Raw genomic sequence first — 12,747 nt, 5'->3', positions numbered from 1 at the left:
CATCGACATGGATCTCGCAGTCCTCTGGTTCGGCATCATCGCCTTCTTCTTCATCGGCTACTTCGTGCTCGACGGCTTCGACTTCGGCGTCGGGATGTCGCTGCCGTTCCTCGGCAGGGACGACACCGACCGCCGTGTGCTCATCAACACCATCGGCCCGGTCTGGGACCTCAACGAGACCTGGCTGATCGTCGGCGGCGCCGCGCTCTTCGCGGCGTTCCCGGAGTGGTACGCGACGCTGTTCAGCGGCTTCTACCTGGCCCTGCTGCTCATCCTGCTCGCGCTGATCGTGCGCGGGGTGTCGTTCGAGTACCGGCACCAGCGGCCGGAGTCGCAGTGGAAGCGCTGGTTCGACGGGATGATCGTCGTCGGCTCTGCCGTGCCGGCGTTCCTGTGGGGCGTCGCCTTCGCGAACATCGTGCAGGGCGTCGCGCTCGACCACGGGCACAACTACACCGGGACGCTGTTCGACCTCCTGAACGGGTACGCGCTGCTCGGCGGCCTGACCACGCTCCTGCTGTTCTTCACACACGGCGCCGTCTTCGTGTCGCTGAAGACGGACGGCGAGATCCGGCTGCGGGCGCGCCGGCTGGCGTCGCGCTCCGGTGTCATCGCGATCGTGGTGGCCGCGGCCTTCCTGATCTGGACCGTGATCGCGCACTTCTCGGTGGCGCTGCTGGTACTCGCAGCGCTGGCCGCCGTCGCCCTCGTCGTCTCGTGGATCCTGAACCTGCGCGGGGCGGAGGGCTGGTCGTTCGCGTTCATGGCCGTGACGATCGCCCTCGCGGTGGTCTCGCTGTTCGTGGCGCTCTTCCCGAACGTCATGCCGTCGTCGCCGAACCCGCAGAACAGCCTGACCATCGCCAACGCCTCCAGTACGGAGACCACGCTGTCGATCATGACCTGGGTCGCGGTGATCTCGCTGCCGCTGATCCTGGCGTACCAGGCATTCACCTACTGGGTGTTCCGCAAGCGGGTGACGCGCGCGAGCATCCCGGGGGAGCCCGCTGAGCCCGTCGATCCCGAACCGGTGGCCGCCTGACGTGCGCCCGCTCGATCCCCGCCTCCTCCGCTACGCGGCCGCGACCCGCGTCACGCTGGCGACCGGCGCGCTCGTCACGGTGCTGCAGACCGCGGCCGTCGTGGCGTTCGCCTGGCTGGTCACCCGGCTCGTCGTGCGCGCCATCGCCGGAGCGCCGTTCGCCGAGCTGAGCGCGGTCTTCGCCGGGCTGGTGCTGGTGGTGATCGTGCGCGGCGTGCTGCTCTGGCTGGCGGAGTCCGTGGCGGCGCGCGGCGGGGCGACGGTCGTCGGGCAGCTCCGCGAGCAGCTCGTCGACGCCTACGGCCGCCTCGGGCCGCGGGGACTGGCCGGGCGGGGCAGCGCCGACCTGACGCTCGTCGCCGGGCGGGGGATGGACGCGCTCGACGGCTACTTCGCCAAATACCTCCCGCAGCTCATCGGCACGGCGGTCGCGATGCCGCTGCTCGTGCTGGTGATCGGCTGGCAGGACCTCACCAGCGGCATCATCCTCGTGCTCACCCTCCCGCTCATCCCGCTGTTCATGGTGCTGGTCGGCTGGGCGACGCAGGCGGCGCAGAAGAGGCAGTGGGCGGCGCTCTCGTCGCTCTCGCGCGGATTCCTCGACGTGGTCGCCGGCCTCCCGACCCTCACGCTCTTCGGCCGGCAGCACCGGCAGGAGGCGCGGATCCGGCGGGTGAGCGAGGAGTACCGGGCCCGCACGATGGCGGTGTTGCGGATGTCGTTCCTGTCCGGGTTCGTGCTGGAGCTGGCGGCCAGCCTCTCGGTCGCCCTGATCGCCGTCGCGATCGGCCTGCGGCTGCTCGGCGGCTCGCTCGACCTGTCGGTAGGGCTGTTCGTGCTGCTGCTGGCGCCGGAGGCGTTCCTGCCGCTGCGGAACGTCGGCGCGAGCTACCACGCGGCGACGGAGGGGATGGAGGCCGCGGCGAGGGCGTTCGAGGTCCTGGACGCGGCGCAGGATGTCGTGCCGGAGCCGGCCGTCAGCGCGGCGGCGACCGGTCTGGTGTTCTCCGAGGTCGCCGTGTCGTACGACGGACGCGCGGTGGTCGGGCCGTTCTCGGCCACGGTGCGGCCGGGCGCGCTCGCGGTGCTGAGCGCGCCGAGCGGCGCGGGGAAGTCCAGCCTCGTCGCGGCGGCTCTGGGGTTCGCGGCGCACAGCGGAACGATCGTGGCGGGTGGCCGCGCCGACGTCGCGGGGCGACGGGAGGCCATCGCCTGGGCGGGTCAGAAGCCGGGGCTGCAGGCGGGCACCGTCGCGGAGAACGTCGCGCTCGGCGTCCCGGCGCCGGACCGCGCACTCGTGGTCGCGTCACTGCGCGCGGCCGCGGCGCCGGAGCTCGACCCCGACCTCCCGGTCGGCGACGGCGGCACGGGGCTGTCGGGCGGTCAGGCGCAGCGCGTCGCCGTCGCCCGGGCACTGTACCGGCTGCGGGCGCGGTCGTGCCCTGTGCTGATCCTGGACGAGCCCACCTCCGCCCTCGACGCCGCGACGGAGCAGGAGCTGCTGGCGTCGCTGCGCGCGGTCGCGGACGACGGGGTGGCCGTGCTGGTGGTCAGCCACAGGGAGGCGGTCGTCGCCGCCGCCGATGACGTGCTGGAACCGGGGGTGCTGTCCGATGTCCGCTTCTGACGCTGTGCTGTCCGACCAGGAACGGACCCGCCGCATCCTCCGGCTGGCCCTGCCGCCCGCTCGACGACTGTGGGCGGCGATCGCCCTCGGCGCGCTGAGCGGCGGGAGCGCGGTGGCCCTGCTCGGCGTCTCGGCGTGGCTGATCACGCGCGCCTCCGAGCAGCCGGCGCTCTTGTACATCTCGGCGGCGGTCGTCGGCGTGCGCGCCTTCGCGCTCGGCCGCGCCTTCTTCCGCTATCTGGAGCGGCTGGCCGGCCACGACGCCGCCTTCCGCCGGCTCGGCGACATCCGCGCTGACCTGTTCGCCCGCCTGGTGCCGCTCGGCCCCGACGGGGTGGGCGCCGGCGACCGCCGCTCCGGGAAGGCCCGCGGCGGCGAGCTGCTCGCGCGGCTGGCGGACGACGTGGACGAGCTGCCCGACTTCGCGCTCCGGGTCGTGCAGCCGCTGGTGTCCGGAGGCGTCGTCGTGCTGGCGAGCGCCGTGGCCGCGTTCGTGCTGCTGCCCGCTGCTGGGGTCATCCTGCTGCTGACGCTGGCCGCGGCCTTCGTCGTCGGCACCCTGGTCAACCGCTGGGCGGCCGGCTCGGCGGAGCGCCGGATCGCCCCGCTGCGCGCTGCGCTCGCCTCGGCACTGCACGAGCTGGTGACCGGCCTCGACCTCCTGATCGCGTTCGACGCGCTGCCTCAGGCGCGGGAGCGCGTCCGGGCGGCGAGCGCGCGGCTCACCGCGGCGGCGCGCACCCGGGCGGCGGGGCTTGGCTTGACGGCGGGCGCCGTGTCGCTCCTCGCGGGCGTCGCGACCGTTCTGGCGCTCGCGACCGGCATCCCCGCGCTGGAGGCCGGCCACCTGGACGCGCCGACCCTCGCGGTCGTCGCGCTGCTGCCGCTGGCGGTGTTCGAGGTGTTCGGCACCCTCCCGCTCGCCTTCGGCGCGCTGCGGCGGGTTCACGCGAGCGCCGAGCGGATCGCGGACACCGTGCCTGCGACGGTCCCGGACGGTGTGCCGGTGGACGCGCCCGCAGCGTCGTCGCTGACCGTGGCGTCGGTGCCCGACGTCGCGCTGAGCCTCCGCACGGCGCACTGGCCGGGGGAGGACGCGCCCGTCCTCCAGGACATCGACCTCGTGCTGCGCGCTGGGGAGCGGGTGGTGCTCACCGGCCCGACCGGCGCGGGCAAGACGGCGCTCGCCCACGTGCTGACCCGGTTCCTCGACCTCGACGGCGGTTACGCGATCGACGGCGTCGACGTGCGCGGCGTGCGACAGGACGACGTGCGGCGCGTGGTCGGCCTGGTCGAGCAGCAGCCGTACCTGTTCGACTCGGACCTGCGGCAGAACCTCCTGTTCGCTCGCGACACCGCCACCGACGAGGAACTGCTCGCCGTGCTGGACCGGGTCGGCCTGGGGGAGTGGACGCGCTCCCGCGGCGGCCTCACCAGCCCGGTCGGCGAGCGCGGCGCGCTGGTCTCGGGAGGTCAGGCGCAGCGGATCGCGCTCGCGCGGGCTCTGCTCGCGGACTTCCCTGTGCTGGTCGTCGACGAGCCGACGGCCAACGTAGACGCCGCCGTCGCCGGCCGGATCGTCCGCGACATCCTCACGACGGCCGCGGACGACGGCCGCACGGTGCTGCTGATCTCGCACACCGCGGTGCCGGACGAATTGGTGACGCGGCGCCTCCGGATGGAGGCGGGCACCCTCGTCTGAGCGCGCCGGCCGTCAGCGGATCGCCCGTCAGCGGATCGGCCGCGCCAGCGCCCCGAAGCGCGACCGCCACGCGGCCGTGCGAGCCGGGTCGTGGCCGAGCGCCGGCCCGTCAACCCAGACCGTCACGTCGCGGATCCCGTGCAGTGCGTTGACCGCCCACAGCGCCACGCCGTCGAGCTCGGACGGCCGCACCGCTTCCTCCTCGACCGGCACGCCGAGGGCGGCGGCGATCCCGCGGACGGTCCGCGCGGCCACGCTGTCCACGCGGGCCAGTGAAAACGGCGGCGCGCAGAGCGTGTCTCCGCGCCACCAGAGCAGCGCCGTGGTCGTGCCGTCGGTCACCCGCCCGTCGTCCAGGATGACGGCCTCCTGAGCGCCGACCTGCTGGGCCTGCTGCCGGAGCGCGTTCAGCCGGTCGATGTCCGGGCCCTTCAGGTGTGGCGTGAGGCGCGGGTCGCTCGCGGCGGTAGCCACCACCAGGTCGGAGCCGAGCGGAGGTGCCGTGCGGAGCCGGAAACGGAGCCGCAGGGCGTCCCGCGCCCGCACCAGCTCGAAGCGCGGGAACCAGCGCTCGTCGACGGGGAGCTGCGCGACGCCCGCGTCCCAGAACGCGGCCAGCGAGCCGGCGTCGCGGAAGCCCTGCTCGCGCGCCGTCTCGGCGAAACGCTCCCGGTGGAGGCCGAGCGCGAGGACGCGCCCCTCCGCCACCAGGTAGGAGTCGGCCGCGAGCAGCTCGGTCTCCACGACCTCGCAGTCGTCGCGCACGGTGAGCGCGCCGCCGGCCCAGTCGAAGAGGGTGGCCGAGGTGTCCATCCGCTCAGGCTAACGGAGCCGCGCTGTCCACGCCGCCTGGTGCAGACTGGTCCGGTGCTCCCCACCCCCCGAACACACCGCCTGCGCGCCCCCGTCGACCCGGCCGACGCCTTCGCGGCCCTGTTCGCGACCGGCGACGCGGTCTGGCTCGACAGCGGCCCCGACGCGGAGACCGGCCGCAGCGTCATCGGCACGGGGACGCGCCTCGCGACGGCGTCCGTGGCCGACGGGACGGTGACGGTCGACGGCCGGAGGTTCGAGGGCGGCATCCTGGAGGCGCTGCGCCAGGAACCGACCCGCACTCACGGGTACCCGCTCGGCTGGATCGGTTGGCTCGGCTACGAGGCCGGCGCCGCCGCGCTCGGGGTGCCGTACGCCGCCGGGCCGGGGCTGGACGCGGCGTTCCTGTACGTCGACCGGCTCGTGCAGTTCGACCACGCGGACGGGTCGGCGACCGTGGTGGATGCGACGGCCGAGGGCGCCTGGCTGCGCGAGGCGGTCGAGGTGCTGGACGGTGCTGACGGAGCGGCGGCGCGTTATGCGGCGGCGTATCCGGTGGCAGCGGACCGCGCCACCCCGACCTGGCGCCACTCCGACCCCGTCTACCTCGCGATGATCGCCGCCTGCCAGGACGCCATCCGCGCCGGCGACGCCTACCAGCTCTGCCTCACCAACACCGCGACCGCCGCCACCACCGCCGACCCGCTCGCCGTGCACCTCCGGCTGCGGAACGACAGCCCGGCCCACCACGCGGGGTTCCTCCGGATCGCCGGCGAGTCCCTTGTCAGCTCCTCGCCCGAGCAGTTCCTTCTCGTCACCCCCGACGGCCACGTCCGCACCAAGCCGATCAAGGGCACCCGCCCGCGCGGCAGGACCGTCGCGGAGGACCTCCGGCTGCGCGCCGAACTCGAGGCCAGCGAGAAGGAGCAGGCCGAGAACGTCATGATCGTGGACCTCATGCGCAACGACCTCGGGCGGGTCTGCGAGGTCGGCAGCGTCGGCGTCCGGCACTTGCTGGAGGTCGAGAGCTACGCGCAGGTGCACCAGCTCGTCAGCACGGTCGAGGGGAGGCTGCGCCCCGGCCTGACCGCGGTCGACGCGCTGGCCGCCGCCTTCCCGGCCGGCTCGATGACCGGCGCGCCCAAACTGTCCGCCATGAGGATCCTCGCCGGGCTGGAGCGCGGCCCGCGCGGGGTCTACTCGGGCTGCTTCGGCTCGCTCGCCGCCGACGGCTCCGCCGACGTCGCCATGGTGATCCGCAGCCTCCGGTTCCGCGACGGCGTGGTGACGATCGGCGCGGGCGGCGGGATCACCGCCCTCTCGGTCCTGGCCGATGAGCTCGAGGAGGTCGCCATCAAGGCGGCCGCCCTCTTCCGCGCCGCCGGCCTGCGCCCTCCCGGGAACGGACCGGACCCCTCCAACGTTTAGTAACCTGGAAGCTCGGGCCGCGCGCCCGACGCCTTCTCGTCGCGACGCCCCTTCCGGCCGCGGCGACATTCGAGAGAGAGTCCAGTGGCACACGAGCACGATGCAGCACCCGCACCGGTCCGCGAGGCCGGTGCGCACTACGACTTCACCGAGATCCAGAACACCTGGCTCCCGGTCTGGGACGAGCTGAAGCCGTTCTCCACGGCCGATCCCGACGACAAGCGTCCGCGCAAGTACGTGCTCGACATGTTCCCGTATCCCTCCGGCGACCTGCACATGGGCCACGCGGAGGCGTACGCGCTGGGCGACGTCATCGCCCGGTACTGGCGGCAGCAGGGGTTCAACGTGCTGCACCCGATCGGCTGGGACTCCTTCGGCCTGCCCGCCGAGAACGCCGCGATCAAGCGCGGGCTCGACCCCGCCGGCTGGACCAACGACAACATCGCCCAGCAGAAGGCGTCGATGCGCCGCTACGCGCCCAGCTTCGACTGGGACCGCGTCCTGCAGACCAGCGACCCCGGCTACTACCGCTGGAACCAGTGGCTGTTCCTGAAGCTGCACGAGAAGGGCCTGGCCTACCGCAAGGCCTCCCAGGTCAACTGGTGCCCCTTCGACCAGACCGTGCTGGCGAACGAGCAGGTCGTCAACGGCCGCTGCGAGCGCTGCGACAACCTGGTCACGAAGAAGAAGCTGACGCAGTGGTACTTCCGCATCACCGACTACGCGGACCGCCTGCTGGACGACCTGAACCAGCTGGAGGGCGCCTGGCCGTCCAAGGTGCTGTCGATGCAGCGCAACTGGATCGGCCGCTCCACCGGAGCCGATGTGCAGTTCGCGATCGAGGGCCGCGAGGAGCCGGTGACGGTCTACACGACCCGTCCCGACACGCTGTACGGCGTGACCTTCATGGTCGTCGCCCCCGACTCCGACCTGGCCGCAGAGCTGGTCGCCGACGTGCGCCCGGAGGTCAAGGCGCGCTTCGACGAGTACCTGGAGGCCGTGCGCGGCACCACCGAGATGGACCGCCTGAGCACCGACCGCGAGAAGACCGGCGTCTTCCTGGAGCGGCATGCGGTCAACCCGCTGACCGGGGAGCGCATCCCGATCTGGGCGGCCGACTACGTGCTGAGCGACTACGGCCACGGCGCGATCATGGCCGTGCCCGCGCACGACCAGCGCGACCTGGACTTCGCGCGCGCCTTCGACCTGCCCGTGCGCATCGTGGTGGACACCACGCAGCCGGTCACCGGCGCCATCCCGATCATCCACACCGACCCCGAGACCGGCGAGCCGATCCTGCCGGAGGACGCCCCGCTGGAGAGCCCGGCGGAGACCGGCGTCGCGCTGACCGGTGAGGGGCGCCTGATCAACTCCGGCCCGTTCGACGGGCTGAGCAAGTCGAACGCGATCCGCCGGATCACCGAGGCGCTGCAGGGCTCCGGCCTGGGCGCGCCGGCGAAGAACTTCCGCCTGCGGGACTGGCTGATCTCGCGTCAGCGGTACTGGGGCACCCCCATCCCGATCATCCACTGCGAGGAGTGCGGTGAGGTCCGCGTGCCCGAGTCGGACCTGCCGGTGCTGCTGCCGCCCGCTGAGGGCCTGGACCTGCAGCCCAAGGGCACCAGCCCGCTGGGCGGCGCGACCGACTGGGTCAACGTGGCCTGCCCGAACTGCGGCGGCCCGGCCAAGCGCGACACCGACACGATGGACACCTTCGTGGACAGCTCGTGGTACTTCCTGCGCTTCCTGAACCCGAACGACGCCACCCAGGCGTTCGACCCCCGCGAGGCGGAGAAGTGGGCGCCGGTCGACCAGTATGTCGGAGGCGTGACGCACGCCATCCTGCACCTGCTGTACGCGCGGTTCATCACGAAGGTGCTGTTCGACCAGGGCTCCATCAGCTTCACCGAGCCCTTCACGGCCCTGCTGAACCAGGGCATGGTCCAGATGGACGGCTCCGCGATGAGCAAGTCGCGCGGCAACCTGGTGAAGCTGTCCGAGCAGCTGGACGAGCACGGCGTCGACGCGGTGCGCCTGACCATGTCGTTCGCCGGCCCTCCGGAGGACGACATCGACTGGGCGGACGTCTCGCCGTCCGGGAGCGCGAAGTTTCTGGCGCGGGCCTGGCGCGTGGCGCACGACGTCACGAGCGCGCCCGACGTGGTCTGGAAGTCCGGCGACTCGGCGCTGCGCCGCGTGACGCACCGGTTCCTGGCCGACGCCCCCGGGCTGATCGAGGCGTTCAAGTTCAACGTCGTCGTCGCGCGCCTGATGGAGCTGGTCAACGCGACCCGCAAGGCGATCGACGGCGCCGCCGGGCCGGCCGACGCCGCGGTCCGCGAGGCCGCCGAGGTCACCGCGATGGCGCTGAACCTGTTCGCGCCGTACACCGCGGAGGACATGTGGGCGATCCTGGGCTATGAGCCCTCCGTCGCGCTGGTGCAGTGGCGCAAGCCCGACCCGACGCTGCTGATCGAGGAGTCGGTGACCGCCGTCTTCCAGGTCGACGGCAAGGTCCGCGACCGCGCGGAGGTCTCGCCGAAGATCGCGACCGACGACCTGGAGGCGCTGGCCCGCGGGTCGGAGGCGGTGGTCCGCTCGATCGGCGAGCGCGAGATCGTGAACGTGATCGTCCGGGCGCCGCGACTGGTGAACATCGCGACGCGGGGCTGACGACTCCATTCTGTTCGTTGCGTAGCGGCGGTCCTCCACAGGAGGGCCGCCGCTGTCGGTTATCCACTGATTCGTTCGTCTCCCGTTCGTGCGCGTGCGGCGTTCGTAGCGTGAGGGGATGCGACATCGGGACGAGGACACGGAACGGGCGCCGTCGCGCCGGCTGAAGGTCGGCATCGGGGCGGCGACGGTGCTGCTGGTCGCCGCGTTCGTGGTGGCGGCGATCATCTCGGGACTGAGCGGCGGGCGGGAGCTGCCGGTGGCGGCGGGGACGCCGCTGGGGTCATCCACCGCCGTGCCGACGCCGGGAATCGCCGCGGACGGCTCCGAGGCCGAGCTCTTCGTGCACGTCTCCGGTGCGGTGAACAGGCCGGGGCTGATCCGGCTCGCCCCGGGCGCGCGCGTGGTCGATGCGGTGGAGGCGGCCGGCGGCTTCGCGGACGGGGCCGACCCCGCCGGGCTGAACCTCGCACGCCGCCTCCGCGACGGCGAGCAGTTGCGGGCTCCGCTGGTCGGGGAGGCGGTGCTCGCGGACGTCGGGTCTGAGACGGCCGGCGGGCCTGTGACCGATGGTGCACTGGTCGACCTCAACTCGGCCTCCGCCACCCAGCTCGAGTCCCTCCCACGGATCGGTCCCGCGATGGCCCAGCGCATCGTCGACTGGCGCACGTCGAACGGCCGCTTCGGCGCAGTGACCGACCTCCTCAAGGTCACCGGCATCGGCCAGAAGCTCTTCGACGGCCTCAAGGACAGGGTGACGGTCTGATGCCCGACCTTCGGCTGGCGATCCCGGCGGCTGCGCTGTGGGCGTGTTGTGGGGTGGGTGTGGGCCTCGCGGAGGCGATGGTGGGAGTGGCGGTGGCCGCGGCGATGGGTGGGGTGGTGGCGCTGGCTGCGGCGATCGTGGCCGGTCGCCGGGGTGAGCGGCGAGGTCGTCCTGTGCGCCATCACGCCGCCTGGGGCCAACGCTTACGGGCATCCCGCCGCCCCTGGCCGTCCGTCGCGATCTCCCTGGCGGCGGTCGCGCTCGGCGCCGCCTCCATCGCTGCGCTCGCGCCAGGCCGCACGGACGCGGCGCTCCAGGCCGCCTCCACCCACCACGCGACGGTCGAGGTCGCTCTGCGTGTCGAGAGCGCCCCGAAGCGGTCGGCCCCCGGGCTGGACGGTGCAGAGCGCTGGCGCCTGCGCGGCACCACCGTCGCCGCGTCCACAGCCCCGCCGGGCCGTGCCCTCCCTCCCATCCACGCGGGTGTGCCGGTGTCCGTCCTCGTGCCCGGCACCGCCCACTCCGTCCGCGCGTACACCCTCGGGACGGTCATCGCCGGCAGCATGAGCGTCCGCCCGAACGAGCCAGGGGAGGCCACCACGTTCACCCTCCGCGGCACCGCGGCGCCGGAGGTACGCGAGCCTCCGCCCTGGTGGCTCGCCTGGCCGTCGCCGGTCCGGGCGGCCTTCGCCGACGCAGCCGCAACGACCCCTGGCGACGGGGGCACCCTCCTTCCCGGGCTCGCGATCGGGGACGAGACGAACGTCGGCGCCGAGCTGGACGACGCCATGAAGGTGAGCGCTCTCAGCCACCTGACCGCCGTCTCCGGAGACATGGCCAGCAATACGGGTGTCTGTTCTAAGGTGAGCAAACCCGAGCGAATAGTTTGGGCCCCGGTCATCCGAAGACACCTGGCGGTCCCCGCCAGGAGCTGCCACGAATTGGTCGGGCGCTCGCTGGGACTCTGAGACGCGAATAGGTGCGTCGGCGGCTACGCCGAGCGTCATTTTCGGCGGTGCAGTTCCCATGCATACTTTTCGTGGCCAAGGTTCGAAGCGAGGCCGATCATGAAGTACCGCGCGTCTGGATCTTCATCTTTCGATGTGGTCTCGGAACGCAAGAACGCGTCGACAACGAAGGAAAGATCGAAGTCGATAAGCTTGCCCAAATTTTCCATTTCGAACTCGTCGAGGAGCACTCTTGAGGCGCCGTCGTCATACTCTGCAGCTCCGGTCAGCCAGTAACCTGCAGCTATTGAGCGGTCCAACCCATTGGCGTTGACGCCCCGATGCCGAATTGCGAGGGCTCCTCTTAGAGCGAATGCAGGACCGTAGGACTCCGCCATGAGGGCCTCTAGGTATGGCAACTGGTCGGCTGTGTAGTCACCCTCCGCGATTAGTTTGGCGAGCCGCAGGTATTCGGGGGCACGCACCTCCCGATTGCGTTTCAACCAAGCCACTTGTTCTCGCAGTTTGGCGCGGAGGGCGATGAGTGCGCGCTCTTGATCCTGGACACCTCGCCAGAATACAGATGGTGTGGAATCGCCGCCCACCCCACTTCGCGCCACGGAAGCCAACACTCACGACCGGTCCAGCGCGAGTCGCCGCTACCAGCCTGCCCAGGTGGGACGCCAAGCAGTTGGTGCAGGGGAGTGTGCAGCATGTGACCAGCGTATGGGGAGACGGGACAGCGTCTCGTAGACGACCCGTGGTGTCTCAGGCGCGAATCGCAACAGTCGGATGGTTGACCCATCGTCAGCCGCCCTCGTTGCCCCACTTTGCGTAGCGCACTCAGTCGGACAAGGCCTGCCCGACCTCATCTAGAAACGCTTGGCCCACGACGAATGCGGGGTACACCTCGTCTTCGGTGCGCGTGATTGCGCGCATAGTTCGACGGCGATCCCCGTGGCGCTTCGGGTCCCGAAGGTCGAGCTCATGAACGATGTCGTTCCGAGCGTCGAAAAGTGGCTGTAGCTGATCAATAGCGGCGATGAGTGGGCGTGACGAAAGTCCGAGTGCGCCGCCAACCTTCTTCACCTCATCACGCGACTGGAGCGAGGAGCCCGTCAACTGATAGATGTATCGCTCGATGAGGTGCTGCCGCGAGTCGGTCGCAATTAGAGCTTCGGCCTGGTGCGCTTCATCGAGAATCCAACGCTGCGTGAACTTCAGGAAAGCACCCCGCGCGCCTTCTTTTCGATCGACCAAATGCGGCAACGTCTCGCGGATCAGTTGCTTCAGTGTGGAGTCGAGGCCAGCGCCGGCGAATACGTACGCAGCGCGAAGCAAGTCCATTTCGTTGTCAGTAGGTCGCCCGGATCCAGCCCCGCGGGCGACTCGAACTGTTCGCAACGTCGTGAACATCGACTCCACTGTCGCATACGCGCTGGCCAAGAATCGTTGTGGTGTCTCTAACTGTGAAAGAGAGAACCTCGGTATCGGCAGTGGTTGCACGGTCGAAGGCTATCGCGCCGCAAAGACCAGGTAACAGATTGGCCCTAGGTCAATGTCGCCACTCGATCTTAGGCATCCGGCGGCGGTCGAACAGGCTGCGCAATCGGCATAGATCCTGGAATGCCGGTCGGCCTTATCGCATCGTCGCCTCAGATTCCGACGATCTCTAGATGGATGGAGGTGATTCACGAGCGAGACGAGCTGTTGAAGTTCGCAATAGAAAAGCTGCGGACATGGGCGTGC

Annotated in this window: 10 protein-coding genes; 7 read left to right on the top strand and 3 right to left on the bottom strand. The window is 71.2% G+C overall.

The annotated features are described in order from the left end of the window. Positions 1-7: 7 nt before the first annotated feature. Genes cydB through cydC form a run of 3 tightly spaced genes read left to right on the top strand, consistent with a single transcriptional unit; the run spans position 8 to position 4,371 of the window. Positions 8-1,042, top strand: a complete 1,035-nt coding sequence (cydB, locus tag ABH923_RS01725; protein ID WP_370053453.1) for a cytochrome d ubiquinol oxidase subunit II — start codon at positions 8-10, stop codon at positions 1,040-1,042. A 1-nt stretch (position 1,043) separates the two neighbouring features. Further along, the gene (cydD, locus tag ABH923_RS01720) at positions 1,044-2,669 is read left to right on the top strand and encodes a thiol reductant ABC exporter subunit CydD (RefSeq protein WP_370053451.1); all 1,626 of its coding nucleotides are present in this window, start codon (positions 1,044-1,046) and stop codon (positions 2,667-2,669) included. Then, positions 2,656-4,371 (top strand): thiol reductant ABC exporter subunit CydC, encoded by a 1,716-nt coding sequence (gene cydC / locus ABH923_RS01715; RefSeq protein WP_370053449.1) that lies wholly within the window; start codon positions 2,656-2,658, stop codon positions 4,369-4,371. The genes cydD and cydC overlap by 14 nt, the downstream gene beginning before the upstream one ends. 27 nt (positions 4,372-4,398) lie before the next feature. Here the strand turns inward: cydC and ABH923_RS01710 are convergent, their stop codons facing one another. Continuing rightward, entirely contained in the window at positions 4,399-5,184 is a 786-nt protein-coding gene (locus ABH923_RS01710; RefSeq protein WP_370053447.1) for an aminotransferase class IV, read from the bottom strand. Between the two features lie 54 nt (positions 5,185-5,238). On the opposite strand from ABH923_RS01710, the gene ABH923_RS01705 reads away from it, so the two are divergent. The 4 genes from ABH923_RS01705 to ABH923_RS01690 all read left to right on the top strand — a co-directional run bounded on the left by ABH923_RS01705 (position 5,239) and on the right by ABH923_RS01690 (position 11,019). Further along, entirely contained in the window at positions 5,239-6,612 is a 1,374-nt protein-coding gene (locus ABH923_RS01705) for an anthranilate synthase component I family protein (protein ID WP_370053445.1), read from the top strand. An 84-nt stretch (positions 6,613-6,696) separates the two neighbouring features. Continuing rightward, positions 6,697-9,285 carry a leucine--tRNA ligase gene (gene leuS / locus ABH923_RS01700; protein ID WP_370053443.1) on the top strand — a complete coding sequence of 863 codons (2,589 nt, stop codon included), beginning with the start codon at positions 6,697-6,699 and terminating at the stop codon, positions 9,283-9,285. Between the two features lie 118 nt (positions 9,286-9,403). Beyond that, positions 9,404-10,051 carry a helix-hairpin-helix domain-containing protein gene (locus ABH923_RS01695; protein WP_370053441.1) on the top strand — a complete coding sequence of 216 codons (648 nt, stop codon included), beginning with the start codon at positions 9,404-9,406 and terminating at the stop codon, positions 10,049-10,051. Next, positions 10,051-11,019, top strand: a complete 969-nt coding sequence (locus tag ABH923_RS01690) for a hypothetical protein (protein ID WP_370053439.1) — start codon at positions 10,051-10,053, stop codon at positions 11,017-11,019. The genes ABH923_RS01695 and ABH923_RS01690 overlap by 1 nt, the downstream gene beginning before the upstream one ends. Positions 11,020-11,054: 35 nt before the next feature. On the opposite strand, the gene ABH923_RS01685 is transcribed toward ABH923_RS01690, so the two are convergent. Both ABH923_RS01685 and ABH923_RS01680 read right to left on the bottom strand, forming a co-directional pair. Continuing rightward, a complete protein-coding gene (locus ABH923_RS01685) occupies positions 11,055-11,603 on the bottom strand; it encodes a hypothetical protein (RefSeq protein WP_370053437.1) in 549 nt (182 codons plus the stop codon). 238 nt (positions 11,604-11,841) lie between these two features. Further along, positions 11,842-12,345 carry a hypothetical protein gene (locus ABH923_RS01680; RefSeq protein ID WP_370053436.1) on the bottom strand — a complete coding sequence of 168 codons (504 nt, stop codon included), beginning with the start codon at positions 12,343-12,345 and terminating at the stop codon, positions 11,842-11,844. Positions 12,346-12,747: the final 402 nt, after the last annotated feature.

Source organism: Leifsonia sp. EB41 (assembly GCF_041262565.1).
Classification (GTDB): Bacteria; Actinomycetota; Actinomycetes; order Actinomycetales; family Microbacteriaceae; genus Leifsonia.
The sequence above is the reverse complement of the archived record's forward strand: the minus strand, read 5'-3'. Positions and strand labels throughout refer to the sequence as shown.

Bases quoted from the DNA above. Each gene is read 5' to 3' on its own strand.
- cydB (WP_370053453.1), top strand. From the start codon at position 8: ATGGATCTCGCAGTCCTCTGGTTCGGCATCATCGCCTTCTTCTTCATC.
- cydC (WP_370053449.1), top strand. From the start codon at position 2,656: ATGTCCGCTTCTGACGCTGTGCTGTCCGACCAGGAACGGACCCGCCGC.
- ABH923_RS01680 (WP_370053436.1), bottom strand. From the start codon at position 12,345: ATGGACTTGCTTCGCGCTGCGTACGTATTCGCCGGCGCTGGCCTCGAC.
- ABH923_RS01695 (WP_370053441.1), top strand. From the start codon at position 9,404: ATGCGACATCGGGACGAGGACACGGAACGGGCGCCGTCGCGCCGGCTG.
- ABH923_RS01710 (WP_370053447.1), bottom strand. From the start codon at position 5,184: ATGGACACCTCGGCCACCCTCTTCGACTGGGCCGGCGGCGCGCTCACC.
- ABH923_RS01690 (WP_370053439.1), top strand. From the start codon at position 10,051: ATGCCCGACCTTCGGCTGGCGATCCCGGCGGCTGCGCTGTGGGCGTGT.